The organism is Cytobacillus sp. MT66, from assembly GCF_058792595.1.
In genome coordinates, this window is sequence record NZ_JBXAFB010000014.1 from 21,941 (window position 1) to 48,475 (window position 26,535).

40 protein-coding genes and 2 pseudogenes are annotated in these 26,535 nt (G+C 37.3%); 35 read left to right on the forward strand and 7 right to left on the reverse strand.

The window, feature by feature from the left end; translation table 11 throughout:
* Window positions 1–34: 34 nt before the first annotated feature.
* Together AC1Q59_RS20145 and AC1Q59_RS20150 are read right to left on the reverse strand one after the other, a co-directional pair.
* Complete coding sequence (locus AC1Q59_RS20145; protein ID WP_492367653.1) at window positions 35–1,261, reverse strand: hypothetical protein; 1,227 nt, start codon at window positions 1,259–1,261, stop codon at window positions 35–37.
* 37 nt (window positions 1,262–1,298) lie between these two features.
* Window positions 1,299–2,234 carry an LCP family glycopolymer transferase gene (locus AC1Q59_RS20150; RefSeq protein ID WP_492367654.1) on the reverse strand — a complete coding sequence of 312 codons (936 nt, stop codon included), beginning with the start codon at window positions 2,232–2,234 and terminating at the stop codon, window positions 1,299–1,301.
* A gap of 536 nt (window positions 2,235–2,770) precedes the next feature.
* Between AC1Q59_RS20150 and AC1Q59_RS20155 the strand changes: the two genes are divergently transcribed.
* The 5 genes from AC1Q59_RS20155 to AC1Q59_RS20175 all read left to right on the forward strand — a co-directional run bounded on the left by AC1Q59_RS20155 (window position 2,771) and on the right by AC1Q59_RS20175 (window position 10,092).
* On the forward strand, window positions 2,771–6,067 hold the full coding sequence (locus AC1Q59_RS20155; protein WP_492367655.1) for a trifunctional glycoside hydrolase family 18/polysaccharide deacetylase/glycosyltransferase family 2 protein: 3,297 nt from the start codon (window positions 2,771–2,773) through the stop codon (window positions 6,065–6,067).
* A 288-nt stretch (window positions 6,068–6,355) separates the two neighbouring features.
* On the forward strand, window positions 6,356–7,993 hold the full coding sequence (locus tag AC1Q59_RS20160) for an MBL fold metallo-hydrolase (protein ID WP_492367656.1): 1,638 nt from the start codon (window positions 6,356–6,358) through the stop codon (window positions 7,991–7,993).
* Between the two features lie 18 nt (window positions 7,994–8,011).
* A complete protein-coding gene (locus tag AC1Q59_RS20165) occupies window positions 8,012–8,248 on the forward strand; it encodes a DUF3006 domain-containing protein (protein WP_492367657.1) in 237 nt (78 codons plus the stop codon).
* 95 nt (window positions 8,249–8,343) lie between these two features.
* The gene (locus AC1Q59_RS20170; protein ID WP_492367658.1) at window positions 8,344–9,129 is read left to right on the forward strand and encodes a hypothetical protein; all 786 of its coding nucleotides are present in this window, start codon (window positions 8,344–8,346) and stop codon (window positions 9,127–9,129) included.
* A gap of 180 nt (window positions 9,130–9,309) precedes the next feature.
* Window positions 9,310–10,092, forward strand: coding sequence for a hypothetical protein (locus AC1Q59_RS20175; RefSeq protein ID WP_492367659.1), 783 nt, complete (start codon window positions 9,310–9,312; stop codon window positions 10,090–10,092).
* A 347-nt stretch (window positions 10,093–10,439) separates the two neighbouring features.
* Here the strand turns inward: AC1Q59_RS20175 and AC1Q59_RS20180 are convergent, their stop codons facing one another.
* From AC1Q59_RS20180 to AC1Q59_RS20200, 5 genes are all read right to left on the reverse strand, one after another.
* Window positions 10,440–11,630 carry a tyrosine-type recombinase/integrase gene (locus tag AC1Q59_RS20180; protein WP_492367660.1) on the reverse strand — a complete coding sequence of 397 codons (1,191 nt, stop codon included), beginning with the start codon at window positions 11,628–11,630 and terminating at the stop codon, window positions 10,440–10,442.
* Between the two features lie 73 nt (window positions 11,631–11,703).
* Window positions 11,704–12,156 carry a hypothetical protein gene (locus AC1Q59_RS20185; protein ID WP_492367661.1) on the reverse strand — a complete coding sequence of 151 codons (453 nt, stop codon included), beginning with the start codon at window positions 12,154–12,156 and terminating at the stop codon, window positions 11,704–11,706.
* Window positions 12,157–12,170: 14 nt separating this feature from the next.
* On the reverse strand, window positions 12,171–12,689 hold the full coding sequence (locus AC1Q59_RS20190; RefSeq protein ID WP_492367662.1) for a hypothetical protein: 519 nt from the start codon (window positions 12,687–12,689) through the stop codon (window positions 12,171–12,173).
* Between the two features lie 34 nt (window positions 12,690–12,723).
* Entirely contained in the window at window positions 12,724–13,311 is a 588-nt protein-coding gene (locus tag AC1Q59_RS20195; protein WP_492367663.1) for an ImmA/IrrE family metallo-endopeptidase, read from the reverse strand.
* A 98-nt stretch (window positions 13,312–13,409) separates the two neighbouring features.
* Complete coding sequence (locus tag AC1Q59_RS20200; RefSeq protein WP_492367664.1) at window positions 13,410–13,817, reverse strand: helix-turn-helix domain-containing protein; 408 nt, start codon at window positions 13,815–13,817, stop codon at window positions 13,410–13,412.
* Window positions 13,818–13,977: 160 nt separating this feature from the next.
* On the opposite strand from AC1Q59_RS20200, the gene AC1Q59_RS20205 reads away from it, so the two are divergent.
* The 30 genes and pseudogenes from AC1Q59_RS20205 to AC1Q59_RS20350 all read left to right on the forward strand — a co-directional run bounded on the left by AC1Q59_RS20205 (window position 13,978) and on the right by AC1Q59_RS20350 (window position 26,503).
* Window positions 13,978–14,214, forward strand: a complete 237-nt coding sequence (locus AC1Q59_RS20205; protein WP_492367739.1) for a helix-turn-helix transcriptional regulator — start codon at window positions 13,978–13,980, stop codon at window positions 14,212–14,214.
* A gap of 14 nt (window positions 14,215–14,228) precedes the next feature.
* A complete protein-coding gene (locus tag AC1Q59_RS20210; protein WP_492367665.1) occupies window positions 14,229–14,381 on the forward strand; it encodes a hypothetical protein in 153 nt (50 codons plus the stop codon).
* Between the two features lie 12 nt (window positions 14,382–14,393).
* Window positions 14,394–14,561 (forward strand): hypothetical protein, encoded by a 168-nt coding sequence (locus tag AC1Q59_RS20215; protein ID WP_492367666.1) that lies wholly within the window; start codon window positions 14,394–14,396, stop codon window positions 14,559–14,561.
* Window positions 14,562–14,622: 61 nt separating this feature from the next.
* Window positions 14,623–14,811, forward strand: coding sequence for a helix-turn-helix domain-containing protein (locus AC1Q59_RS20220; protein WP_492367667.1), 189 nt, complete (start codon window positions 14,623–14,625; stop codon window positions 14,809–14,811).
* Entirely contained in the window at window positions 14,811–15,509 is a 699-nt protein-coding gene (locus AC1Q59_RS20225) for an ORF6N domain-containing protein (RefSeq protein ID WP_492367668.1), read from the forward strand. The genes AC1Q59_RS20220 and AC1Q59_RS20225 overlap by 1 nt, the downstream gene beginning before the upstream one ends.
* 100 nt (window positions 15,510–15,609) lie before the next feature.
* Window positions 15,610–15,873 carry a helix-turn-helix domain-containing protein gene (locus tag AC1Q59_RS20230; RefSeq protein WP_492367669.1) on the forward strand — a complete coding sequence of 88 codons (264 nt, stop codon included), beginning with the start codon at window positions 15,610–15,612 and terminating at the stop codon, window positions 15,871–15,873.
* A 289-nt stretch (window positions 15,874–16,162) separates the two neighbouring features.
* Window positions 16,163–16,363, forward strand: coding sequence for a hypothetical protein (locus AC1Q59_RS20235; RefSeq protein ID WP_492367670.1), 201 nt, complete (start codon window positions 16,163–16,165; stop codon window positions 16,361–16,363).
* Window positions 16,364–16,458: 95 nt separating this feature from the next.
* A complete protein-coding gene (locus AC1Q59_RS20240) occupies window positions 16,459–17,406 on the forward strand; it encodes a YqaJ viral recombinase family nuclease (RefSeq protein ID WP_492367671.1) in 948 nt (315 codons plus the stop codon).
* Window positions 17,406–18,290 carry a recombinase RecT gene (locus AC1Q59_RS20245; RefSeq protein WP_492367672.1) on the forward strand — a complete coding sequence of 295 codons (885 nt, stop codon included), beginning with the start codon at window positions 17,406–17,408 and terminating at the stop codon, window positions 18,288–18,290. Before AC1Q59_RS20240 ends, AC1Q59_RS20245 begins: the two co-directional genes overlap by 1 nt.
* Before the next feature lie 190 nt (window positions 18,291–18,480).
* Window positions 18,481–19,335, forward strand: a pseudogene (locus tag AC1Q59_RS20250) (hypothetical protein); the annotation flags it as partial.
* Window positions 19,226–20,035 carry an ATP-binding protein gene (locus AC1Q59_RS20255; RefSeq protein ID WP_492367673.1) on the forward strand — a complete coding sequence of 270 codons (810 nt, stop codon included), beginning with the start codon at window positions 19,226–19,228 and terminating at the stop codon, window positions 20,033–20,035. The pseudogene AC1Q59_RS20250 and the gene AC1Q59_RS20255, both read left to right, overlap by 110 nt.
* Window positions 20,036–20,222: 187 nt before the next feature.
* Complete coding sequence (locus tag AC1Q59_RS20260; RefSeq protein WP_492367674.1) at window positions 20,223–20,444, forward strand: hypothetical protein; 222 nt, start codon at window positions 20,223–20,225, stop codon at window positions 20,442–20,444.
* Window positions 20,444–20,662: a hypothetical protein gene (locus AC1Q59_RS20265; RefSeq protein WP_492367675.1), complete on the forward strand. Its 219-nt coding sequence runs from the start codon at window positions 20,444–20,446 to the stop codon at window positions 20,660–20,662. The genes AC1Q59_RS20260 and AC1Q59_RS20265 overlap by 1 nt, the downstream gene beginning before the upstream one ends.
* Window positions 20,662–20,910: a hypothetical protein gene (locus AC1Q59_RS20270; RefSeq protein WP_492367676.1), complete on the forward strand. Its 249-nt coding sequence runs from the start codon at window positions 20,662–20,664 to the stop codon at window positions 20,908–20,910. Before AC1Q59_RS20265 ends, AC1Q59_RS20270 begins: the two co-directional genes overlap by 1 nt.
* An 89-nt stretch (window positions 20,911–20,999) precedes the next feature.
* Window positions 21,000–21,665 (forward strand): dUTP diphosphatase, encoded by a 666-nt coding sequence (locus tag AC1Q59_RS20275; protein ID WP_492367677.1) that lies wholly within the window; start codon window positions 21,000–21,002, stop codon window positions 21,663–21,665.
* Window positions 21,665–22,114, forward strand: a complete 450-nt coding sequence (locus tag AC1Q59_RS20280) for a YopX family protein (protein WP_492367678.1) — start codon at window positions 21,665–21,667, stop codon at window positions 22,112–22,114. Before AC1Q59_RS20275 ends, AC1Q59_RS20280 begins: the two co-directional genes overlap by 1 nt.
* Window positions 22,114–22,272, forward strand: a complete 159-nt coding sequence (locus tag AC1Q59_RS20285) for a DUF6011 domain-containing protein (RefSeq protein WP_492367679.1) — start codon at window positions 22,114–22,116, stop codon at window positions 22,270–22,272. The genes AC1Q59_RS20280 and AC1Q59_RS20285 overlap by 1 nt, the downstream gene beginning before the upstream one ends.
* A gap of 13 nt (window positions 22,273–22,285) precedes the next feature.
* Window positions 22,286–22,654 (forward strand): annotated as a pseudogene (locus tag AC1Q59_RS20290) (DUF1064 domain-containing protein); the annotation flags it as partial.
* Between the two features lie 6 nt (window positions 22,655–22,660).
* A complete protein-coding gene (locus AC1Q59_RS20295) occupies window positions 22,661–22,834 on the forward strand; it encodes a hypothetical protein (RefSeq protein ID WP_492367680.1) in 174 nt (57 codons plus the stop codon).
* A gap of 50 nt (window positions 22,835–22,884) precedes the next feature.
* Window positions 22,885–23,256, forward strand: a complete 372-nt coding sequence (locus AC1Q59_RS20300; protein WP_492367681.1) for a DUF7448 domain-containing protein — start codon at window positions 22,885–22,887, stop codon at window positions 23,254–23,256.
* Between the two features lie 170 nt (window positions 23,257–23,426).
* On the forward strand, window positions 23,427–23,576 hold the full coding sequence (locus AC1Q59_RS20305; protein WP_492367682.1) for a hypothetical protein: 150 nt from the start codon (window positions 23,427–23,429) through the stop codon (window positions 23,574–23,576).
* A 27-nt stretch (window positions 23,577–23,603) separates the two neighbouring features.
* Complete coding sequence (locus tag AC1Q59_RS20310; protein WP_492367683.1) at window positions 23,604–23,726, forward strand: hypothetical protein; 123 nt, start codon at window positions 23,604–23,606, stop codon at window positions 23,724–23,726.
* Window positions 23,727–23,847: 121 nt separating this feature from the next.
* Complete coding sequence (locus tag AC1Q59_RS20315) at window positions 23,848–23,997, forward strand: hypothetical protein (RefSeq protein ID WP_492367684.1); 150 nt, start codon at window positions 23,848–23,850, stop codon at window positions 23,995–23,997.
* Window positions 23,998–24,095: 98 nt separating this feature from the next.
* Complete coding sequence (locus tag AC1Q59_RS20320) at window positions 24,096–24,293, forward strand: hypothetical protein (RefSeq protein WP_492367685.1); 198 nt, start codon at window positions 24,096–24,098, stop codon at window positions 24,291–24,293.
* 242 nt (window positions 24,294–24,535) lie between these two features.
* Entirely contained in the window at window positions 24,536–24,685 is a 150-nt protein-coding gene (locus tag AC1Q59_RS20325) for a hypothetical protein (RefSeq protein ID WP_492367686.1), read from the forward strand.
* Between the two features lie 46 nt (window positions 24,686–24,731).
* The gene (locus AC1Q59_RS20330) at window positions 24,732–24,908 is read left to right on the forward strand and encodes a hypothetical protein (RefSeq protein ID WP_492367687.1); all 177 of its coding nucleotides are present in this window, start codon (window positions 24,732–24,734) and stop codon (window positions 24,906–24,908) included.
* Window positions 24,909–24,966: 58 nt separating this feature from the next.
* Window positions 24,967–25,134, forward strand: coding sequence for an XtrA/YqaO family protein (locus AC1Q59_RS20335; protein WP_492367688.1), 168 nt, complete (start codon window positions 24,967–24,969; stop codon window positions 25,132–25,134).
* A gap of 3 nt (window positions 25,135–25,137) precedes the next feature.
* Complete coding sequence (locus AC1Q59_RS20340) at window positions 25,138–25,647, forward strand: sporulation initiation factor Spo0A C-terminal domain-containing protein (protein WP_492367689.1); 510 nt, start codon at window positions 25,138–25,140, stop codon at window positions 25,645–25,647.
* 96 nt (window positions 25,648–25,743) lie between these two features.
* A complete protein-coding gene (locus AC1Q59_RS20345; protein WP_492367690.1) occupies window positions 25,744–26,211 on the forward strand; it encodes a sigma-70 family RNA polymerase sigma factor in 468 nt (155 codons plus the stop codon).
* A gap of 112 nt (window positions 26,212–26,323) precedes the next feature.
* Window positions 26,324–26,503, forward strand: coding sequence for a hypothetical protein (locus AC1Q59_RS20350; RefSeq protein WP_492367691.1), 180 nt, complete (start codon window positions 26,324–26,326; stop codon window positions 26,501–26,503).
* Window positions 26,504–26,535 lie beyond the last annotated feature (32 nt).

Consider the following 26,535-nt stretch of genomic DNA (forward strand, 5'->3'; position numbering starts at 1 on the left):
AATCATCGTTGCTGACTGTCTCCAGCTAAATCGGCTAGCGCTTTTGTCCATCCTTATTCTTTAATTCTTTTTTTGTTGACAAATAGGAAGCAATACTAAACAAACCTGAGCTGGAAGGCTTCTCACGAAGGTATAACTCTCTGTATACCCCATCGAGTCTGTCAAAAATTTTTTCATCATAAATACCTAAAAAGCTCCATCTTAATATTTGATAATAGTAAGGATTTTCTTCCGAATTGTAGTAAAGCTTTTCTTCATTATCCAAGTTATGAATATTCTTTCTGATTTTTGGCGGTGTATCCTTGTTTACCATCTTATAAATAATGTTTTTAATTCTAATAAAATCACTATCTTTTAAAATGGCAAAGCCGGCTTCTTCATGAAGGACAAATAGTCCATAGACCGTCAAAGCGGCGTGACTAATATCTTCCCCCGGATATTGGGAAGTTCCTTCAATCCAATATTTCCAATAATAAGCGTCAAAATCGTTATCATATCGGAGCAATGTATTTTTAAAAAAGCGGAGACTCTTTTCAATCTGTTTAGTGTAAATACCTTTTCCAGTAAGCTTATCATACAGCCCGCATGCTGCTAGATAGATCAAAATACGATTAGGTACCCCAATCTTATTTGCCTCGGAAATTATGCTTGCCCCATAAGGGTGTCCTCTGAAAAACCCTTCTGTTTTTGATATGTCTATCCACATGTTTGGCTGGTTATGAACGGAAAGGGCTTGTCCGCTGGCGGTTAAAAAGTGATCTGCCATCTTGTTGTACTTACTTAAGTTGTCAGATCTAACCACATCCACAAATCGTAAGATGGGCAAAGTAATCATTCCCGTATGGACTGGATAAGTATAATTAAACTTTCTCGAGGTATAGTGCCCCCTGTCTGACCAGGCAGGTAATGATAAACTTGTATTGCTGAAACTGGTTATTCCCAGGTCTTTGTCGGTATGGTTCAAAATATAATTGGCCTGGGGGATAAAGTAATCTAAATATTTCGTTTCCCCCGTTGCCTTGTACATATTGATTAAAGAATTAGCCGCATAACTCCATCCCCAGGCATAATTGGCACCGCTATATTCTATTCCCTGTTTTGGAAAATGACTTTTTGACCATGTTTTTTCATACCATTCATCAAATAAGTTCTGTGTAATGATTTCGTCTGTGTTTAACCCATCAGAGACTTTCATTTCAAAAAAACCGAACAACATAATGATACTTGCAGATACAATCAATAGACCCTTTTTTATCTCCAAATTTTTATCTCCGAGTTATTCAATGTTTAATTGATCACTATTCAATATTTAAATGCTTTTTAAGAATATTCGACAATTTGTTCCTTTCAAACTCTGGCACCATGTAGTAATAGACCCCATCTATCATCTTTCCGTTTCCTTTTATTTGAAGCTGCTCTATGTTATAGCTAGCTTGCGAATAATCTGCTTGAAATTCTTTTATTTCGCTAAATGTTAGATTGGTTTTTACGTTATTGCCAACTGCGTCCAAAATTTTTCGATAGTTCACAAGTGTTTTTGTTTGCAAAGCTTCTTTCACAAATGCTTGAATGATTTTTCGCTGACGCTCTTGTCGGCCAAAGTCGCCATTAGGGTCATCAGCCCGCATCCTGGAATATAGGAGGGCCTCCTTGCCATCCAATTTCAATTGGCCTGCAGGAAAGTCAATCCCGCCATAGGTAAAGGGGAATGTGTTATTCACTGTTACTCCGCCAACAGATTCCACTAAATCTAGGAAACCATCCATATTTATTTCTGCATAATAATCAACAGGTATCTGCAGGAAACCCTCAACCGTTTTTATTGACATATCTACTCCGCCATATGTATAGGCATGGTTAATCTTATCTTTCTTATCTTTTTCGGCTATTTCTGTATAAGAGTCACGAGGAATGCTGACGATTTTAATTGAATCTGTGCGAGGATTTACGGTCAGCAGCATCATCGAATCCGGACGTCCGCGGTCGCCATCGCGCTTGTCAACACCTAATAATAAAATCGAAATGGGGTCTTCCTTCGCAAAATTAATAGTTCGCTGCTTTGATTCCGAACGGTGTATTGGTTCATGTGTTTTATTTAGAGTATAGGATACGGATTTATACACGGTAAAAGCATAAGTCCCTGCACCTAATATTAAAAAGCAAATGACTCCGATTGTAATTTTAAAAGCTGTCCCTTTTTTTTTACCGGCGGGGGATGTGTGTTCTGGCTTCATACTTACACTTCCTTTTCGCTAATCTTGTATCATTTTATCATCAGAGCAAATAAACAGGTATTCAACGAAATGACTATAAAAAATTGCAAAACGCAATACAGACAGAATAATTAGTCTTTTTGCCCGGGAAGGACTACCTCTGTTTTTCATTACAATGTTTCACCCATGCTAATAATTTGTTAAATGAATATTAAGCAAAGATTTTCTATTGAAATAAAGAAAAATTTATACCTCAATTGCCCCATGTTATTTGATGGGGATATTCCATTTAAAGGGTTAGATGTATAGATTTGTTAAGAAGGCACTAGGAATATTGTACAGGTAAATGAAATGTTAATAATCTTTAGGTAATTATTCCGATAGGTGCCAATAAACAGCACTGCGGCAAGAGAAAGTTGAATATATAAGCTCATTCCGTCTTTAAATGCCACCTGTTACTCTTAAATGGGATATTTGGAAATATGAGGATTAAAAATTGGTAAAACCTTGTCAAAGAATTGATTACAAGGATAATAATGTACGAGGTAGGTTGAAGCATGATTTTCCGTAAAAGAATCAAGGATACTAAATCGAATTCTCCCCTTGAAAAAGCCAATAAAAGTTTTATTTTTAAAACAAAATCAGGTATTAGGTGGAATATTCTTGTATGTTCCTTCACTCTCATTGCTGTTGTATCTTGTCTTGTCATTTTCTTTTCTGGATTAGGCTTGTACTTTAATCCAATCTTGCCTGATGTAGAAATAGAAATAGCAGATGAGTTTTCTCATATTCGCCCATCGAACGTAATAGATTCAGTTTCTGCTGCTTCTTTTGAATCCTCTAGGAACGAAGCGTATCTAAAGCAGCCATTGGCCTATAAAGGAGATGTTTACGCTTTTTATGTGAATTGGGATGTAAACAGTGAACACTCGTTAAGGGCTAATATTGATGCGATAGATATTCTCATCCCCCAATGGTTTCATTTAGATGAGAATCTTGAGCTGGTAAGTGATATACAGCCAGAAATTGCAGATCTCGCCAAGAAGAATGATGTCAAGGTAATACCGTTAATTCATAACATACAGAATGGCAAGTGGAATCAGGAGACGATCCGAAAACTGCTTCACTCCCCTTCGGAACAAGCGAAGTTAATTAAAAGCTTGCATGAACAAATAAAAAGGCATGGCTTTGATGGGATTAATATAGACTTTGAGAATCTCAACAAGGATGATCGGGATTTGCTGACTCAATTTATGAAGGAGCTTTATCAGGTATTTCACGCTGATGGTCTCTCTGTTTCGATTGATGTGCCCCCTGCAAATGAGGCGTTTGATTACAAAGAACTGGAAAAGTACACAGATCAGATTATCTTGATGTCATATGATGAAAATGTGATTAATCCAGGTCCTATTGCCTCCTCCTCCTGGTTTAACAAAAATCTCGAAAAAGTATCCAAGGAAAAACTCATCGTTGGACTGGGGAACTATGGGTATGATTGGGACTGGGAAAACCAGCAGGAGGGTGAAGTTGTTTCCTTTGATGATGTGATGAGAATAGCGGAAAAAGCAAATCTGAACATTCAATGGGATGATTTAAGCCAGACTCCTTATCTTAAATATATGGATAAGGACAAATTGCATGAAATCTGGTTTTTGGACAGTGCAACTTTCTTCAACCAATTAAAAATGTCTTCGGAGGCTGGGGCACAGGGAATTGCCCTCTGGAGGCTGGGATCAGAAGATCCATCTGTCTGGGATATTCTTAAAGGAAATAAAACCGAAGAATTGCTTACAGTTAAGAATGGAGACCATATTTACAGTACAGGCAAGGGAAATATATTTCGATCCCAAAAGAGCAGAAAAGCTGGAAAACGCAGCCTTCAGTTTGATGATGTTGGCTATATTGCGAATGAAACCTATGTGGCTAATCCTGTTTCATCCGAGTTTGAACGTTTAAGCAAACCAGAGGAAAAGGAGATTGTCCTAACCTTTGATGATGGGCCAGACCCTAAATACACGAAGCGCATTCTTGAAATCCTGAAACAATATGATGTTAAGGCAACGTTCTTTGTTATTGGGAAAAACGCGATGCTTAATCAAGATCTCGTTAAGCAAATTTACAAGGATGGCCACGAGCTCGGCGGCCATACATTTTCTCATCCGAAAACAAATGAAATGTCTAATGAACAGCTGAAGTTTGAACTGAATAGTACTCAACGGATCATTCAAGGAATTACTGGGCGTACCACGCCGTTCTATCGATCGCCTTATGGGGATGAAGAGGCGAAGTATAGTCCTTCACATTTTCAAAGGATGACGGATGTCACAGAAATGGGCTACATTACTGTCAATTATGATATCGATTCAAAGGACTGGAAGCTTCGTGACAGCAGGCGAATCGTTGAGAATGTAATGAAGCAGGCATCTAGTGGCGATATTATATTGCTTCATGATGGCGGAGGAGATAGACATGCCACTGTGGAAGCATTGCCTGACATGATTGAGAAGCTGCAAAGTCAAGGATATAGATTCGTGACGGTAAGCGATCTAATGAAAAAAAGTGAAAGCAGTGTCATTCCTCCTGTCCCAGAGGTGGAATATCCGATTATGCTAAGCGCCAAAGTAATACTGTTCAATATAGCTAACGTTCATGATACTGTTTCTATATTGCTTTATGGGGCCATTTTTATTTTGCTATTGCGTCTTTTTATTCTTGTTTGCTTAGCTATTAAACATAAAAAACAGGCAACCTCTCCTCAGGGTCAAGCGAGTCCGTTTATCAGTGTTGTTATTGCGGCTTATAATGAAGAAAAGGTTATAGGCCGGACGATTGAGTCAATCCTAAAAAGTGATTACCCCAACCTGGAGGTCATCGTTGTTGATGATGGTTCACAGGATCAGACTTCCTCTGTTGTATCCCGTGGTTTTGCCGCCAATAAACAGGTTTTACTATTCCATAAGGAAAATGGCGGAAAGGCTTCAGCTATTAATCTGGGAATCAGAAAAGCCAAGGGGGATATCATTGTTGCTATTGATGCAGATACCATTGTTACTCCTAAATCAATTTCGCTATTGATTCGACACTTTGAGGATGAAAATATTGCAGCGGTATCTGGAAATGTGAAAGTTGGCAACAGAAAAAAACTATTAACCACCTGGCAGCATATTGAATATGTGACTGGATTTAACTTGGAGAAAAGGGCATTTGCTGCTCTTAATTGTGTGACAGTCGTTCCCGGAGCATTTGGTGCATGGCGTAAACAGGCAGTCCAAGAGCTTGGCTATTTTACCGATGACACCTTAGCGGAAGATACCGATATGACGTTAAAAATTCTCCGCAAAGGTTATAAAGTCATTATTGATGAACAGGCATTCGCCTATACCGAGGCACCAGAGACGATTAGAGATTTCCTTAAACAGCGGTTCAGATGGAATTTTGGCACTTTGCAATGTTTTTGGAAGCATAAGAAAGCGTTTGGAGGAATAAAACATAAATCACTTGGATTTATCGCCCTCCCTAATATACTGCTCTTTCAATTCATTGTGCCGTTCTTTGCACCATTTTTAGATATATTGTTTATTTTAGGCTTCCTATCAGGGGATGTAAAAAAGTCGTTATTGATTTTTATCAGCTACTATTTGGTTGATTTCCTTGTGTGTTTCATTGCATTTAGGATGGAGAAGTTAAGTGTGAAGCCGCTCCTTACGTTAATTCTGCAAAGAGTGATTTATCGCTATCTATTGCTATGGGTCACGTGGAAATCCCTGTTTGCCGCTTTAAAAGGAAATCGGGTGGGCTGGGGAAAATTAAAACGGGCGGGGAATATGCGTACAAAGAAAGAATTGGGTGCTTAATAACTTTAGAAGTCAGAGCACTTTTAAACCGAATACATAGGAAGCTCCTAAAACAAAACAAGGCTGTTGACAAATCTAGTTTTTATTGGATTATCGGCAGTCTTGTTTTTTTAAACAAACAGACAATCGAACCTACTAAAATGACCAGAAAGAATAAATTGTACCGACAATATATGAGGCTTCTAAAGGGTTGTTAGAAATAGGATTAATCTTCCTGCGCGATATCTCCGATTCAAGTAGTATGATTAATTTTGGTTTCTAAAAGAAAATTTTCTTGGAGGAAAAGCAATGAGAAAACTACTTATGATATTACTGACAGCTGTGTTGTTTTTTTCTTTCTCAGGATTTCAATCATCTGATGCACACGCTGCATCCCGTGTAATGTGGGGAAAAACAGAATTAAAGGTCGGCCAGATCGGAAAGGTGACGGTCTTATCAAATACAAATTTGGTCACTTTAGAAGCAAATGGTTCTCTAAAGACTGTTCGTACATTAAAAGCTGGCGACGAATTTCGTGTATACAGCTATAAAAGTGCACATGGCGGATTATATGGCGTTGGGGGTGGACAATATGTCCAAAAGAGCTCCAAAGTAAAATACGAAACGCCTTCAAAAGCAAAATTAGCACTGCTCGAACAACAATCATCGGCTCCACAAAATACTGTTACTCCTGGATCCACCAAAATCATGTGGGGGAAAACAGAATTAAAGAAGGGCCAAATAGGAAAAATCACCGTTCTTGGCAATACGCCAGTTTACGATGTAAATATGAAAGTGGTAAAAACACTGAAAAAAGGCGAAGAGTTCCGTGTCTATTCCTATAAGAGTGCAAATGGAGGAATGTATGGGATTGGAGGAGGACTTTTTGTAAAAAAAGGGTCGTCTATCAAATACGAAACACCTTCAAAGAGTAAATTAGCACTATTGGATATTGTAAATAACAAGCCGTTACAGGTTCATTTTATCGATGTAGGACAAGGGGATTCTATTCTAATCCAAACTTCAAACGGTAAAAATATGCTTGTTGATGGCGGGGCAAAATCAGCTGGAGATGAAGTAGTTAGCTTCCTGAAAAATAAAGGAGTAACCAAGCTCGATTATGTAGTTGCTACACATCCAGATGCTGATCATATCGGCGGATTAATTTCAGTCCTTAATACTTTCCAGGTAAGTAATTTTGTAGATCCCGGACAATCACACACGACTCAGACTTACTACGATTTATTGTCATTGGTTGATGCCAAAAATATCAATTATGTGATTCCTAAGGCAGGCAGCACGATTAACCTAGATTCAAACCTCGGGATTACTGTTTTGAACGCTGCTGAAGCTGGAGACGATAACAATGAAGCATCCATAGTATTACGATTAACTTACGGAAATATTAGTGTGTTATTAATGGGCGATGCAGACACTGCCACAGAACAAGAAATCATGGGAAAATATACAGTTAAATCCACTGTATTAAAAGCAGGACATCATGGTTCAAATACAAGCAGTTCTCAAGCATTTATAAATGCAGTTAAGCCTGCTGCAACTGTCTTATCATATGGTTTTGAAAATTCATATGGTCATCCTCATTCAGAAGTTGTGAGCCGTCTAAAGAATGCAGGATCATTACTATACTCCACTGTGTTTTCTGGTAATATTACTATGAGCACAAATGGATTGAGCTACTCTTTTAATACTAAACCGTGGAATGGTGTGACAATTACGCCTACTCCTCCTGTTCCAGAAAAACCTGCAGTTACTCCTGAACCGTCAAAAAATCCGAGTTCAGGAACCTATATTTTACCGGGAGCACCTACATCATTCAGTAACTGTACATCCATGCGTGTATACTACCCGAATGGTGTACAAACTGGCCACCCTGCTTATTCAACTAAGCACGATCGCGATAATGACGGTTGGGCATGTGAACGTTAACTAAAGGAGTTGTATTGAATGACCAAATATACTCTTGACCGGTTTGAAGAATCATTGGGAGTTCTTTTGAAATATCCAAACGAGGAAGAACAGCTACTTATTCCTAAAGAAGAGATTGCAGAATTTAGAGAAGGAGATATTTTATCTGTAACAAAAATTGATGATGAATATTCAATATCTCTGCTTAGTGAAGAAACGGAAAAAATGAGAAATAAGGTAAATGCTTTAATGAATAAATTGAAGAATAAAAAATAAGCATCTCTTCGGAGGTGCTTTTTGCTTTTAATCTTTAAGTGATGGGAAATTTGGCCGATATAAAAATATATGAAAATAGATTGGGGATGTACATCATGAAAAAACATTTCTTGTTGCCTGTATTAATGGTGCCAATTTTGTTCCTATCAACATTAACAATAGCAGAAGCAGCACCAACGAAAGTGATGTGGGGGAAGACAGAATTAAAAATCGGGCAAATTGGTAAGATCACAGTAATAAGTTCCACTCCCACTTACCAAATGAAAGAAGGTGTATTTAAGCAAGGGTCAAGATCCTTGAAAAAGGGTGATGAATACCGGGTTTATAGCTATAAAGGCCAAGAGGGCGGCTATTACGGTTTAGGTGGAGGATTATTTGTTAAAAGATCCAATGCTGTCAAATATGAAACTCCTTCCAAAGCAAAACTGGCTTTATTAAAAATACAGGAACTCTCTCAAAAAGAAGGAAGTACATATCCGGATGGTTGGGTTGCACCAGTCTTAAAATCTAAGTGGAGCTCAAATCATACAACAAATCTCAAAACTCTTCAAAATGAACTTGGATTTGAAAATGGTGGTAATACTTTTGGTGTTACCGGCCGTTCCGAAGCAGTTCAAGTTATTGGCCAAAGCCCCTCTTCGTCAGATGAAGTAGAATTATTATTTTATATGTGGACTGATAGTGCTATACCTGAATCATACCGGATTCCAATTGTAGCAAAAGAATTATTCAAACTATATTTTGGTGAAGATGCAACGAGAGTTTGGAATTACCTTGACAGTGGAAATATTCCAGACCGTTTCACTGCTAATGGAAGAAATGTAACTGTACTTTATGACCCTAACTCTGGGGGATTACTCTTGGAATTAGGAAGAAAATAATAAACTTCATACTATGCAAAAGGCTAAGAGAATTTTCTCTTAGCTTTCTGTTATTTATACAGAGGATATACTTTGATCTTGTTGCAGAATAGGACAAAATGTGTAATAGCATATTGTAAAAATATAATGAAATCTTCCGATATATGTACAGTACATAATAAGATATCGGGGGTAAAATACATGAAGAGAAGATTGTTAATTACAGTATTTATGATCATTGGATTACTTTTAACAACAGGGTCAGCTTCAGCTGCAACTCAAAAAGTGATGTGGGGAAAGACTGAATTAAAAGCAGGTCAAATCGGCAAAATAACCGTTTTAAGCGCTACACCAATATTTCAATCTAAAGACAAAACTTTTGAAAGGGCTGACAGAACACTAAAAAAGGGCGATGAATATCGTGTTTACAGCTATAAAGGACAGGACGGGGGCTATTACGGTCTTGGTGGAGGTCTTTTTGTGAAAAAATCAAGTGCTGTTAAATATGAAACTCCTTCAAAAGCCAAGTTAGCACTTTTAGCAGAGCAGTCACAAGCCGAATCAGTTGGAAAAGTCTATCCTGATGGATGGGTTGCACCAGTCTTAAAATCAAAGTGGAGCTCAAATCATGCTGAAAATTTAAAAACGCTGCAAAATGAACTTGGTTTTAAAAATAGCGGTATGAGTTACAGTATCCCTGAATATCCAGAAGCAATGAATGTAATTGGTCAAAGTCCATCTTCATCTACTGAAGTAGATTTAACTTGGCTATTTTGGGAAAGTAACAGTTTACCAAACTCTTACCGAATTCCAATTGTCTCAAAGGAATTATTTAAACTGTACTTTGAAGAAGATGCGAATCGTGTATGGAATTACTTTAATAATAACGAGATTCCAGAACAATTCACAGCTAATGGAAGAACAGTAAAAGCAGGATTCGATGCTACCACTGGAACAGTTTATCTTCAAGTTGGCCGTAAATAAGGATAAATGGTTGATTTCAAGAGGCTAAGATAGACTTTACTCTTAGCTTTGTGTTATTTATACAGAGGATATACTTTGATGTTTTTGCAGATAAGGCGATAATCGATTTCCGTTAATTTTAAAATAAAAAAGAAACCTTGATATATCAAGGTTTCTTTAGTATGGAGCATAGGGGGCTCGAACCCCTGACCTCTACGCTGCCAGAACAACAGACCTAACAGGAACCAAACGGACGTTCCAGGACAAACCTTGTTGTATCAAGGGCTCAGTCTGATTGTTACCTGTTTGAACAGGATGATTCAGGATGCTTGTCGCCGGTGTTCGGCGACAAATTGGCGACATGTAGTCTATACAGATTGCTTTTTAGAAAAAATGCTGTCTAATTTATTTGCGGCTTCTTGATCAGCTTTTCGGAGAACGTGGCCATATGTGTTCATAGTTATCCTGATATCCGAGTGACCTAATCTTTCAGATATAATTTTGGCATGTACGCCCTGGTTGATTAGTAATGTTGCAGATGTATGCCGCAGATCATGAAGGGTTATATATCTTACTCCTGATCTTTCTGTAAATCGCTTCCACCATGTAGTTGGTGTATCTGGATAGTAATGAGTTCCATCTTCATTGCAAAATACCCACTTATGATTTTCCTCAATCCAAGCGTCTCCCATTTTTAACTTTTCCTTTTTCCAGTGTAATTCAAATGCCTCCAGTTCCTTAACGACCGAGGAAGGCAAAGAAATAATACGTTTTGAATTCTTGGATTTTGGCTGCTTAATTACTGGACCATTTCTCCCCTTTACAATAACCTGTTTAATATCAATGGTTCCCTTTTCAAAGTCTACATTTGACCATTCTAGCCCTAAATTCTCACTTCTTCTTAATCCAGCTGCCAGTGCTAAGGTTAAAAACATTCTCCAGTGTAAAGGCTCATTCTCAGCTGCTAAAAACAAAGCTTCAACTTCGGCCTCATCATAAACGTTAACTTCCCGATTTTCTAAAGCTCTTGGCTTCTTTACAGACTTTACGGGATTCTCCTTTATGATTTTCCATTCAACAGCCCGCTCAAATATGTTCCTTAATGCTAAATAGGTATCTTGTTTAGTTCGTTCAGACAAAGCCTCTTTACTTTCGTCTACTCGTCTCATGCCGTCTAATAAATTTATTAAGTGCATGGGTTTTATTTGGTCCAATTTCATATGACCAATGATAGGCAAAATATGATTTTTTATATGAGAAAAATAGTTAGTTAATGTTGTCTCAGCCAATTCCTTTACGGCATATTTTTGCTTCCAATCTATTATAAAGGTCTCAACAGTTAATTTCTCAGGCGAAATATATTCGCCGGCTTCAACTTCGGTTTTAAACTTGTGATATTCATTTTCTAAAAAATCATTTAGCTTCTTTTTTGTTTTAAGGAGTGCCTTGTCCTCTACTCTTATTGTTTTATAACGGCGTTTCCTTTTACCTCTTGCATCATAGCCTGTTTCAACAGTAAGAACAAAGGAGTTTTCCCCTCTTTTACGGATATTTGCCATTATTCTCCCTCCAGATAAGAATATATGTTCTGTTTTAGATTGAAAAGAAAAGCCCAAAAGGGCACTGAATGAATTATTTTAATTTCTGTAATTTATTTTGAAGCTTTTCCAGCCTTCCCTCAAATCCACCTTTAGTTCCATCATATAAACCATATTTAATTGCCTTTTCACATACCTGAATTGCTTGTTTTAATTTACCTTGTTTTTCATAAATAACGGCTAATTGTTGGAATGATGGAATTCTTGGGATAAATGGGCTAACCCCTAAATCTTTATTTTCTTTATTGTATGCCTTTTTAAATGCTGGGAATAATGCAATGTCCTTTAAACAAACATTAATACATTTATCAAGTGCGTCACTGTGGTTTTCTCGTTCCTTATAATAAAGTTTGATTAAGCCGTTATAAGTAAAATGTAAATCTATTGGGTTATCTTGGTATTGATTCTCACAATTTAATAATATAGTTTCAGCACGCTTATTATCTTTGCCAATTAAATTTATTCCATCAACGAAATTTGTTTTCATTTTTATTTATCCCCTTATAAAAATGGTCTAACATCAAATGAAACTTTTATTATATCGATCGAACTATCTCCGTAAATTGTCCAAACCTCATCAACTTTATCTGAAACTCTTTGATAGCGCCAAGCACTGCCTGTGTCAGAAACCTTTGATAAATTTTCACTAGCTGTTATACCCAACTGTTTCAAATGGTCCTCAAAATTCGTCTTTATAAACTTCGATTGCTTGTTGTCACTAGGATAAATAGTTATTCTGATAAGACGATCTTTGTCATCAAATACAAACTCTGAATTATAACCATTCCAATCGTAATAAAAATACGTTAAAAGGTTATTTACTCCCGTTGAAGGAGTTTGATAATTTATATCTTCAAATGAGGTGGGCTCTCCTAATTTTTCCTTTACAGAAGCTTTATTTACTAAAGAAAACTGTTCAACGTCTAAAATGGATTCAACTTGTTCACTATTTGCCGATTCTCCACAGCCAGCTAATGCAAGAATAAGTAAAATCATTAAGATTTTTATTGATTTTTTCATGTCAAACTATCACCCCAGTCAAATATTAATCTCTTTAGCTAAACCACTCTATACTTCCTAATCTATTCTTAAGAGTAATAAACCCATCGACCTGGTGCTGAAATATAAGCTTTAGACGGTACTGAGCAAACTCTTCAGTAACCACAAAATAATCAGCAATATCTGATATTAAAACTGGTTCGCTTATAGCTGCAGTATAAATTTTTTTCAAAAACATTGCTGGCATTAAAAGATAGGCAGCCATTCTTTTTGCCTGATTCTCTAATTTATTGATAATAAGCTTGTCCATATTTAACTGAGAGGAAAAGTGAGAATAACAGTGACAAAACTCCTCAGCAAGAATAAGCTTCTTTTCAATTGCTTCTAGGTCGGGATTTAAATAAATTGTTCCTCTTCGTGCTTTTGACTTTGGAACTGAAAATGCTTTTAAGTGTTTAATAGATTCATAGTTAATTCCAGAATCAATAAAGTTAGAGTCAAGAGGTTTTATTTTGATACCGTATCTCCAGCAAATATTATAAAGATCAATTTCGTCTGGATGCTGCCAATTAAAATGGGATATGACCTTATTTGCTCTTTGTTCCCAATAATCGGTGTTTTCAATGCTTTTTTGTAATTCCATTTAAACATCCCCTGATGTAAGAACTAAATAAAATTTTGCAGATTAGTACATATTTACCAGCAGTAGTTTAAAAATATACACGACCAGCACTGATCGTGTTAATCCTCAATATCCCCAAAGCCTTCACCGTATTCCTCTTCATCATCTTCAAGGAACATTTTTTTCATTTTATAAAGCTTAATTAGTTCCTTTACTTTCTTCTCTGGATCCGAGGCAAGATCATGGAAAAGGGTTGGGTGTTTTTTTAATTCTTCGAATACCTTTAACTCTTCAGGTGTTAACTTTATTTCATGCCCGGCCACAGAAATGTTTTCTTTATCTCTACCAGTGATTAAATAATCGGTGGATACACCATAAAAATCTGCAAGTCGTTTTAATGTATCTGAATCTGGGTCACTTCTGCCCGTTTCGTAATGAGATAATCTGGCTCTTGAAATACCTACATTTTCGGCTATTTCTTCTTGCGATCTTTTACCTCGCAATTTTTTTAATCGATCTCCAATCATTTGGAATTCCCTCTCTAACCCTAATTTATAACTTAATTATAGATACAAAATGTATCGAAATAAACAAATGATAAAAAATGTATCAAAAATAGTTGACGATACAAAACGTATCATTTATAATCGAATCAACAAGTGATACAAAACGTATCAAAAAGAGGTGATTAATTTGCGAAAGAGACTTGTAGATGAAAGATTAAAACGGAAGTTAACGCAAAAACAAGTCGCTGAAATACTTGATATATCAGAAGTATATGTAAGGAAAATTGAAAAGGGTCTTCGTAATCCTGGACGTGAGACGATGCTGAAATTTGAAAAACTTTATGGTGTGCAGGATAGAAAGCTTTTCCCTGATCTTTTTCAGGTATCTATTGATACAAAACGTATCAAAGTTATATAAAAGGTGGCCTTAACATGAACGCAAAACAAAAAGAAAAACTCATTAACGATTTACTTAAATCTCTGGCATCCCACAATGTAACCTTCGCTGAGGTGCCGGAGGTGATGAAAATCCTAGAATTTGAACTTAATCATCTTTGCCAGCAGCAAGTTATTCAAATTCCATAAGGAGTTGACAGCATGGACATCATTCACAAGGTAATCTGGACAGAATTAAAACTTAAGGTTTTAGAGTCGGCCATGATGATTTCTGATGATTATTCAAATGATGATGTAATTGCAAAGTTAATGGAAATTGTTGAGCTATTAGAAAACACTGATCAAAATTTATTTCAAAAAAGTTTATAAAGCCCCTTGAAAATAAAAAACATGTGGTTATACTCCGTTTGCATGATAGGAGGTGGAAATAATGCAGCGTAAAACTTTAACACCTCAAGAAATTGCTGAATATATCGGTGTTCACGTTGACACCATTTACGCCATGGTTAAACAAAAACAAATCCCTCATTTACGTGTAAGGCGCCGAATATTTTTCTCTCGGGAAACCATAGATGCCTGGATGCGGGATCAAGAACAAAAAAGTTTGGAGGCTATTTAATGAATCAACTTAAACCAATTCAATCAAACGGGCAGCGAGTACTAACTACAGCACTATTAGCTGATGCATACGGAACTGACCCAGAACGAATTAATAGAAATTTCAATCGTAATAAAGAGCGTTATCAAGAAAATAAACATTTCTTCTTAGTAGAAGGTGATGAATTAAGACGCCTGAGAGCGACAGGTCAAATTGACCTTCCGCAAAACCTGAACAAAATTTATCTTTGGACCGAAAAGGGCGCTTGGCTACATGCCAAATCATTAAATACAGATCAAGCATGGGATGCCTATGAAATGCTGGTAGATGATTACTACAACATCAAAGAAAACGTAGTTCCAATGTCGAAAGACCAGGCTCTTGTTACCGTTTTACGGACTACTGCTGATCTTGTGGAAGATACTCAGGCAATTAAGGAAGAGCAGCATGAACTTAGAAAACTTGTTACACAGATTGATCATAAGGTTGAAGAACAAATCACACTTGATTCTGGACAGCAACGCATGATCCAAAAAGGAGTAGCACACCGGGTCTATGAATTCACAAATGATAAACAGGAAGCCGCCAAGCTATTCCGTGAACTGTATCGTGAAATCAAAGACCGGTTCGGTGTCGCCAGCTACAAGGATGTAAAGCAGAGGGAACTACAAACAGCCTTACGCTATATCGAAAATTGGATACCACGTAAAGTCTCTTAATCTAGTTCCTTCTTATATTAAATTTTAATAGTTTTATAACCAAACTTCTGTGCAATGTCTGCAATTGTGCAAAAACTGCACATCTAAGGAGGTGAGACCGATGCAGTTAGGTCAAATACTCCGCAGAACAAGGATAGATGCTGGAATGAGTCAAGAGGAATTGGCTGAAAAGATATACCTTTCAAGAAGTGCTGTATCTCGCTTAGAAAATGACAGATTGGAATTAAAGGCAGCTGACATGATTAGGTGGTTTCAGGCTACTCAAGCACACGAAGCTCTAATCGCCTTGGTATGCGGGGTTGATGTTACAACAGTTGTCCAAACACTTACAAAACTAATTGGAGGATTGATCACATGGATCTAGGGTACATAGCCGCGATGATGCTAATGCCACTTTTTACTTTTGCTGTAGGTGTTGTTTATGGAGATTTTAATGCGAAAAAGAAAAAGCAGTAAGCTCTCGCAAAGCTCACTGCCCAGAATCAACAATATAATCTAACATCATTCTATCACTTATACGATAGGGCGGCAATCGTTTTTGCCGTACTGACTAGGAAGGCACACCTCTACCACATCCCCCAATCTTCTTAGTCGGTACGGTGCAAATGATGCACCTTGGACTTTGATAAATAAATTGGAAGGAGGTTTCAACATTGGTCGAAAACCCAATGGTCATTGATAGTCTCTGGAATGATCAAAAAGAACCAAAGATTGTTGGTGAATGTGAGGGATGTCATGAAGATATCTTTGAAGGTGACGACATTTATGATTTTGATGGAGTTTGGGTTCATCAAGATTCAGATTGTTGTCAGCAGTACATTGCCAACGCTTCAATGTGTAAAGTTGCTGGATAAAAAAACTCCTGTAGCACCAGGAGTTAAATAGTTTTAAAAATATTTAATTACCGACATTGTAGCATAACTTTTTTTTACGGTAAAGGAGGATAAGTATGGCGATTAACAATGCAATTTCCACTATTGATATGAGCCGTTTTGAATGGCTCCAGGAACGTGCTAAGGGGATTGGCGGGAGCGATGCAGGAGTTATTCTTGGGTTGAATAAATACCGTACAGCGTTTGAATTATGGCTTGAAAAAACCGGACAAGTTCAACCTCAGGAAATTGATAATGAAGCAATCTACTGGGGAAATGAAATGGAAAATGTTGTGGCTAAGGAGTTTGAAAAGCGGACAGGTAAGAAGGTCCGCAGAACCAACTTTATGTACAGTCATCCTGAACATCATTTCATTAAAGCGAATGTTGATCGCTTAGTAGTTGGCGAATCAGCGGTTCTTGAATGCAAAACAGCTAGTGCCTATCTTGCTAAGGAATGGGAAGGGGAAGAGATCCCAGCAACCTATTTAGTACAAGTGCAGCATTATTTAGGAGTTACAGGAAAAGAAAAAGGTTATATAGCAGTTTTAATTGGCGGCAACCGCTTTGTCTGGAAAGAAATTGAACGTGATGAAGAACTAATAAAAATGATATTTGATGCAGAAATACACTTCTGGAAATATAACGTGCAACAAGGACATTCTCCTGAATTAGATGGATCCAGTGCAGCTGAACAATATTTGAAAGAAAAATATGACCGGGCTGAAAAAGATAAGGAAATTGTTTTACCTGGGGAGTATAAAGACCTTCTTTTTAAGTACGAAAAGGTGAAAGAAGATGAAAAACTCTTAAAAACAGCAAAGTCCGAAATTGAAAACAAAATTAAAGCTGAATTGAAAGATGCTGAGACCGGATTAACTGATAGTTTTCTAGTCACTTGGAAAAATCAAATACAGCAAAGAGTAGATACAAAATCTTTAAAAGAAAAGTTCCCGGACATTTACAAGGAAGTCTTGAAAGAAACTTCATTTAGAAAATTTGCTGTAAAGGAGATTAAAAATTAATGGCAACGAACGCTGCATTAAAAAATCAAATAGCTAATAAACAGGAATCGGCAACAAAGCAAGTTTCAGCACAATCACTAGGTCTTAAAGGGTTATTAAATACCCCTACAATGCAGAAAAAATTTGAACAGGTGCTTGATAAAAAAGCACCTCAGTTCATGGCTTCAATCCTAAATTTATACAATGGAGATCCTAATATACAAGCAGCTGAACCGATGTCGATTGTATCAAGTGCGATGGTAGCGGCAAGCTTGGACCTTCCAGTTGATAAAAACCTTGGGTATGCCTGGATTGTTCCTTTCTACGATAGCAAAAAGGGATATAAGGCGGCACAGTTTCAACTAGGTTACAAGGGGTATATTCAGCTGGCTTTAAGAACTGGTCAATATAAGGCGATTAATGTAATTGAGGTAAGAGAAGGGGAACTTGTTAAGTGGAACCGTCTTACAGAAGAAATTGAACTTGATTTAGATACTGCTACCAGTGATAAGGTCATCGGTTACTGCGGGTATTTCAAATTGGTTAACGGATTCGAAAAAACAGTCTATTGGACTCGTGATCAAATTGAAGCTCATCGGATTAAACATAATAAGATGAAAAACAAAAAAGACCTTAATAACGTTTGGAAATCTGATTACGATGCAATGGCCATGAAGACCGTTATTCGGAACATGCTTAGCAAGTGGGGAATCCTTTCTATCGAAATGCAAAAAGCATTCACTGAGGATGAGCAAACGGACCAGGAACGCGAAGTTAAGGATATTACGGACGATGCTAATGAGAACGATAATTCAAATATCATTGATGCTCAATTTGACGAGGTTCATGAAGAACCAGATGGAGAAAAGCCTGCAGCAAATCAGGTAGAGATTGATTTTGAATGATTGAGTTTAAAACAAATGTAGTCCTGCCTGCTTGGATCTTCAAGCAGGCTAAGGACAAAGAACATTTAAAAAAGCTTGTACTAGATTATATGCGGAAGTATCCGGATTATACCGTTAAAAAGATAAAAAACGGTATGGCCTTATGTATTAGGAAGTAGGTGAGTCAGTGCCCGAAAGTTACCCCTTTCCAATGTATTCAGGTTTGTTAGAGCCGCAACATTACAAAAAAATTGGATCAGCAATATGGCTTTTTCTCTGGTGCATAAGTTCCACTACCAAAGAGGTTGAACGGGATGGAGTAGCCTGGGGCATTGTATTGGGGAATAAGCCGATGACCAGAAGCGAATTAGCTGAGCCTTTCGGAGTTAGTGAACGAACAGTCCAACGATGGCTAGATGATTTAGAAAAATACGAGTATATCAAAGTTACAAGAGCACCTTATGGATACATCTTGACGGTCAAAAATTCGAAAAAATACACAAAAGAGAGAGTGGACAAAAATGTCCAGTCTGTCAGAGATGAGACAAAAGTGTCCAGTCCAGAGTGGACAGATATGTCCAGTCATGTGGACAAAAGTGTCCACTCTAATAAAGATATTACAAAGATAAACAATACTACTACTAATTCTACTAAGGAAATTGACCCTGTAGATTTGGTAGCTGAAAAATACATCGATTTGAGGACCATGCAAGAAGGGAAACCTGTTTACCCTAACACAAAGGACTATGAAGCAATCGCCCAGATTATCGCCCGTGCGGTGCCGCCCGTACAAATAATCAAATTGCTGGAACAGTGCTTTGAGGATTATAACAAGCGAAATCCTAACGGCAGCATAAAGGCTTTTAGCTACTGTGAAAAATATATTCTTGATCACTACGAAGCTGTCAAAGCAAGGGATGAAGCTAAGAAACTAGCAAAGAGGAGGTTGCCGGAAAATGGCGACAAGATCAATCGCCGAGGTACTGGCCGAGCTACAAAAAAGGAGCCAGCAAAGGCAGACTCAATCACAGGTGGACAAGTTGGATGGATTGGACGAAAAAAAGTTCCAGTGCCCGAAGTGCCAGGACCGGACGGGGTATATTGAGGTGCGAAATGGTGCTGAGGTTTGGGTTAGATGTGAGTGTGTTGAATGGCGAAAGGCTCAGAAGCTCATGAAGGCAAGTGAGATAACCGAAGAGTTTCGTAGCCTCGGATTTAAAAACTTTATCACCGATGGGAAACCCCAAATCATTCAGGATATTAGGGATTGTGCCATGACATACCTAAAGGAATTTGAATCCATAAGGCACGAAAGAGCCAACAGCATTGCCCTACTTGGCCAGCCAGGAGCAGGTAAAACGCATTTGCTAACGGCTGTATCAAACAATTTAATTAATCGGTTTCACATTCCAGTTCTATATTTCCCTTATGTCGAGGGATTCAATGATCTAAAAGACGACTTTGACAAACTGGAAGAAAAGCTTGAACGAATGAAAACCATTGATGTGCTTTTCATTGATGACTTATTCAAGCCTGTAAAGGGAACACCGAGGGCAACGGAATGGCAAGTAGAGCAAACTTATGCGGTGATAAATTATCGTTACTTAAACCATAAGCCTATTCTCATTTCGTCGGAACTTACAGTGGACGAGCTTTGTGATATTGACGAGGCATTGGGAACTAGAATTTATCAAATGTGCAAGGACTATACAGTGGTCATCAAAGGTGACCGCAAAATACTAAATCATAGATTGGTAGGTGCTTAGAATGTGTAATATTTGCAACGGAATCCGTATTGTCCGTATCGAGGGTAGCTTTTACACAAGTTTCCATAGCTGCCCTAATTGCGGGCCTAATCCAAACCATGAAAATAAGGTTAAAGCTTTTTATCAAATGGTGACAGCAAGGAAGGCAGAACTTGATCGTTTGAAGCTCCAAAAAGAGGTGAGTTGATTGGGAATCCTAAAAGATTCTGTGAAGGAATTGAAAAAGATAAAAGTTAAAGAAGAGCTTATGAAAAAAGCTTTTCTGGATAGATTGCTTGAACTTGGCATCACAGAATCGAAGCAGGGTATTTCTGTTTACGAGCTTGATTACAGCGAATTAAAGATGGAGTTATCCTTAGCTTCTTTTCGCCAAATCAATACTGACAATGAAAATAATGGGTGGTTTTAATGGCAAAGAATCCGGTTATCCAAAAATCCTTTGAAAAAGGAAAGCAAGAGGGATACCAAATGGGTTTAATACATGGCGAAAACATTGGGATACAGAAAACGGTTGATTTTGTTGCCGAGAAGTTTAAGCTCCTTTCAGAATCTCCTGGTATTGGTCCGAAAACAGCACAAAAGATCAAAGAGGTATTTGGTATTGAGTACTTTCAGGAGCCTGAGTAATGGGTAGGAATCAGGAAATCTTAAGGAACCCGCGGAAAAATAGAATTGTTGTTTGTGAGGATTTAGATTTCATTTGGGATGAAGAGGAATTATTCGATATTGCTTGCATGTGGAATGAAGGATTGAGCGTTATGTATATCGCTGATTACTTCGATCGGGATCCGGACGAAATTATCCTATCTTTGATCCACCTTGCAAGAGAGGAAAGAATCGTACAAAGGGCAGGAGGAATGCTACTTGGACTTTAGTAAAGCAAGCCTAGGGCAGCTACTGTACATAAGCAGATATACCAAATTCAGAGCAGCTGCTCTTGGTGAATTGGATAGGAGGATGCGTTATGAATCTTGAAAAAATGTTAGAAGCTCAAAAGGTCTTAGATGATCGGATAATCAAAGAAAAGGGGTTAGAAAGACGGGATCTATTCCCGAATACCGTTTTAGCCTTGCAGGTGGAGCTAGCAGAGTTTGCCCAGGAAGGTAGATGGTTCAAACATTGGAGTGATGATCAAGAACCGAGGACTTTTGTTCCTAATCCAGATGATGTATGTGAAAAGTGTGGAGGGCAGGGCATGTTGAACATGCAAGCACCGTTGAGAGGGAGAATTTTTTGCGATGAGTGTGATGGGTGCGGTGTTCAATTCCACAATCCACTACTTGAAGAATTTGCAGATGGTGTTCATTTCTTCCTTTCAATCGCTAATCAAAAGGGATGGGACGGAGAACTATATATTCACGAAGATCAATTAGATAAAGAGTATTTCGATGATGATTTAACAGGATGGTATTTGGAGATGCTTTACTTCTTGAACAAATGTTATTTTGAAAAATACCCAGAGGACAAAAAAATTCTTGAGTTTCAAGCAAATGCTTATTTCTTCCGAATGGCTTGGATTTTATTTTTAAATCTTGGTGTCAACGGGTTCGGCTTCACTCCGGAACAGATTGAACAAGCATACTTCGAAAAAAACAAGGTGAACCACCAAAGGCAAGAGAGTGGCTACTGATGAGGGAGATAAAGTTTCGGGTTTGGAATAAAGAAGAAAATTTCATGGATTCAGCTTGGTTAATTGATTGGGAACACGGAAAGGTATGTCATTCTAAACACAATCAATCGGAATTAGATGATTGTATATTGCTGCAGTATACAGGCCTAAGAGACAAAAACCGCAAGGAGATTTTTGAAGGAGATATTATCCGGCGAGATTACGAGATTGGAAGAGACATTTTCGATCCAGCTTCTCTAGGTTTTGTAGAAAGGGAAATTGATGAAGCCGGTTACTTTATTGGGGTGGTACACTATCGTCCTTCTGAGGGATTTGTCTTAAATAAGTGTAAGAAGTTTTATGAAGATGGTGAGTTTGTCAGTCAGCGTAGCGGTGTGAAAATATACTCGCAATTTGCAGAAGTCATCGGAAACGTTTATGAAAATCCTGATTTACTGGAGGTAAACTGATGAACTGTCCAGTATGTAATCGCCCATTAAAGAGTCAAAAAAGTATTGCTAAAGGAATTGGGCCTGTTTGCGAAAGAAAGCTTGAAAAGCTTAAAGATAGTGCTGATGAAGATCAATTAAAGATGGAGTTAGAAACAAATGCAAAGAATGTCTGCTAAGGAATATCGAAGGATGAAAAATAAGAAAAACTCAAAGTATCGAAATGAAAAAACTGTTGTGGATGGAATTACATTTGATTCAAAAGCGGAAGCCATTTATTACAACCAATTGAAATGGCTTAAGCACAATAAACAGATTAAGGATTTCAAACTGCAGCCAAGGTTTCTGCTCCAGGAAGGGTTTAAAAAGAATGATAAATCCTTCAGAGCGATTGAATATGTGGCAGACTTTGAAGTTATCAAACTTAACGGCAGTACAGAGGTTATTGATATCAAAGGAGCTATAACTAAGGAATTTGCTATCAAGCGTAAGCTGTTTGAATTCAAATACGTGGGGTCTATTACCCTTTTAAAATATGAAAATGGTCAATTCGTGGAGGTTGGGTGAATGGCAAGAAGAGTTGTCGAAACGAAAGCGGCTAGCATCGATCGAGAGCTACTTCAAGTGATTGTTGTTTATGAGGAAGGTGTAAAAAAGTCTGATATTCGCCAGGAGAGCAGACTAACTAAAAGGCATGGAGTATTAATTCAAAGACTGGCTGGTGGTTATGAGTTTAAGTAACACAATTTGTATAGTGTTTCCTAATTACTAAGTAGGGTGGGAAAAATAAAATGTTCGGAAAACACCTAAATGTAGATGTGTTAATGGGTATGATATTAAGCAAAATCGAAAACAAAGACAAGGAAGAATTGCTTTTCCATACGGCTGATGGCGATGTTTATAAAATGTATCATGAACAAAATTGTTGCGAGTCTGTTGAGATTGAAGAAATTATCGGTGATTTAGATGATTTGATTAATTCGCCAATTACTATGGCAGAAGAAATCTCCCAAGAAGGTGAATCAGAATGGGGAACACAAACTTGGACATTTTATAAATTCGCAACAATCAAGGGCTATGTAACAATTCGATGGCTAGGAGAATCTAACGGTTATTATTCAGAATCTGTTGATTTAGTAAAAGCAGAAAATGAAGAAGATTAAAATGAACAGTTCTGAGAAAAAACAAAAAAGAGGTTTGCCAAATTGTGGTCGGGGTACTCCCGTTTGATCCACAAGCGCTTACCTCTTCATAAGAGATTATAAAATAATTATTTATTAAAAACAAGTAAATATAAATCTTGAAAGAAATTGTGAAGTAAGGAGTGAGTGTTTTGGAAGAAATCGAAAACGACAATGTTTGTTTAACTTGTAAATTCTCTGAATTTAACATGATTGATAAATGGGGAAATCCTCACTTTATAAGGTGCAAATTAAAAGATGAAAACATGGCTGTGGATGAGTCATGTAAAGATTACGAGTAGTTCACATTACGGCGAGGAGGTTTACAAATGGCAATTTATCAGTGTACAAAGTGCGGTTACGCAATTGAAAGCGGCAAGGAACATGAACATGTTTGCATTAAGCCTTTAGAACAAAGAATGAACGAGTTAAAGACCAAAAATGTGAAGTGAGGAGATTGTGAAAAAATGGTGATTTTCCTTATCATGATAACCTTTCAAATTTCGTTTGGTTTTTGGTTTTATAACGTATGGCAAAGAACATTTAACCCGTGTGAATTAAAGGAGCGAGGGAATGGAAAAGCTTCAAACAACCATTAAAGACCTTGATATATATAAAGAATTCGTAGAAAACAGAAGTGATGCAGAGGTTGTGCTGATTGGTGTAGATAATCTTAAATGGCTTATTGAACCGAGCAAGGTCCTGAATCTTGTGTGTAGTTAATTATGGGGAGGATCGGCCTTGCTCGTTATCAATACAATTCCCAATTGAAGGGTTAATATACATTTGAACGAAAATGCGAACTAAAAGGAGGGTGTTTTATGGAGTTTAAAAACTTAAATATCTATGAAGAATTTACAATCGAAAATGAACCAGAGTCTTTGTTTTACAAATTAGAAAATAGATATGACGGTGCTGTAAACGCTCGACAAATAAAGAGTAAACATGAGGATAGGATGTTCAAACCTGTTATTTTTTCAAAGCATTTTACAGTGAAAAAGACCCAAATTGCGAAGTAAAAAAGGGAGCTGAGAAATATTGCATACCAATAATTTTATGTACGAATTAGACGTAAATAAAAAAGGCGAAATCGTGTTACTTTTCAAGATAGATGGGGTTGAACACACTTTAGGAATAACCGAAAAGGATGTAAGGGCATTTGCTCATTTATTTAAAATGCACAATCAAAAGTAGTTCACAGTTCGGTCATGCTCTTCAGCAGAACGATATTGCGAAGTAAAAACGAAAGGGGAAAAACAGAATGAACAAAATTGACAAAGATTATGTGTTACACGTATTGACACAGTTATATGAAGATGTACAAGGAATGAGAGAAAACGGAGAAACCGATTTACGGACAGTATTAATGTATATCGACAACGCCGAAGCAAAAATCAAAATTAAAGATTGATTCACAGTTCGGCTATGCCAGTTGAGAAAGGAGGACCGAAAACGTTATGGCTATTGGGGAAGTAAAAGTCTGGTACATGACTGAGGAAGAAAGACAAGAGTATATAAAAAAGCATCCTATAAAGCCGACAAAAAAGGCTAGAACAAAAAGAACTGATTTTATTGATTATGAATGGCGAGGTAAAAAAGCTGCAGAATCACGTTGGGCGAATAAAGCAGAATAAAAAAAGCCAGGATCACTCCCGGCCAACCTAACTCAATAATACCATGGGAGTGGTCAGTGTGAACAAAAATGTTGCTGAGATAAATTTAACAGATAATCAAAAATTATACATTGTAAAAAACGGAAAGCTAATTGAACATGACCTCCCGGAATACGGTGAAACTGTGATTATTACCCTTGCTGGAAAGGTCGATAGATTAGAAACGACTGTGAAAAGGAAGGTATAAATAATGAATAAAACAAGTGCTGTTTTGAACATTTTGTGCGAAGAAATTAGAGCTTTAACAAAAGAAGTTGCTGAGTTAAAAGAAATCGTTAATGGGCAGGAGAAAGAGTCTATTGATAATAATTTGCAGACTCAGGATATCACTGAAATTAATAATGAACAGGTTAATGTTTCAAATGTTTTGGACCGACAGATATCTAAAATGCTAATAGAACATCGGGTTGCTGTTCATCACAAAGGATACAGATATTTGAGAGAGGCAATTAAATTGGAGTATACAGATAATGTTTTAAATGCCGGTATCACTAAGGTTGTATATCCAGAGATTGCAAGAAGGTTCAACGATACCCCTAATCGGGTGGAACGGGCAATTAGGCATGCCGTGGAAGTAGCATGGTATAAACCTAATCAGTCGGATATGATGCAGAAAATACTTAGTAAACCAACAAACTCAGAGTTTATTGCCATGTTAGCCGATAAACTGCGATTAGAAAATGAAGAAATGAGCGCCTAACTAAATATTGTCCTGAGCAAGAACTGCAGGGACACCGAATGAGCTGATAAAGCTTGTTTGGTGTCCTTTTTATTTTATTTATAAGGAGTGTTTTATGTGAAAGAAGCCGCCAAGCTAATAAATGTATCAGAATTAATTCGAGATTACCGCATGATGAAACGTGAAATTGAACGCCTCCAGAAAATAATATATGGTCAGTCTTTACCTATGCGTTCCTGGGGAGTGGCTCAATATGGAATTGAATCAACATTACCTAAAGGATCCAGCGGCAAAAGCATAGCAGAATTAAGAGATTTAGATATTCGTGAACAGAAGCAAATTGCTAGATTGGAAGAGTATCAAAGGCGAGTGTTTGCTATCGAAAGTGCCGGTGATTATTTAGATAAAGAAATCCTTAAGATTGTATATGATTGCATGCTTAGTGGAATGACAAGACAGGAAATAGCAATCCACTTAGAAATATCACGTGATTCAGTTGATAAATTACGTTCTGACATAAAGGCGCAAATCGGCTCAAATACGACTTTTTCCAAACTTTTGCAAGGAGAAAAAATCGCAGGGTAAAATGGGAGGCAGGACGGCGCGGCAGATTCCCTTCTCGGCCGTTCTGCTATGTAGTGCATTGGCGTCACCTTTCGGTGGCGTCTTTTTTATTTTCCGAAAATTAGGTGATGATATGAAAAATATTGATCATCTTTCTTCTGTAGAAATACATCAAAAGAATAACCTCAAGAATAAAGATAAATCCTCAAAAAATAAATCAATTGAAAAATTATCTGAACGTGATCTAGCTGAATTGATGGGCACTAATCAGCCAACTTACAGGCGAGTTCGAGGAGCGATTAGGAGAAAATAGGATAAAAGTTGCAGGAAAATATCTCCTTTTGT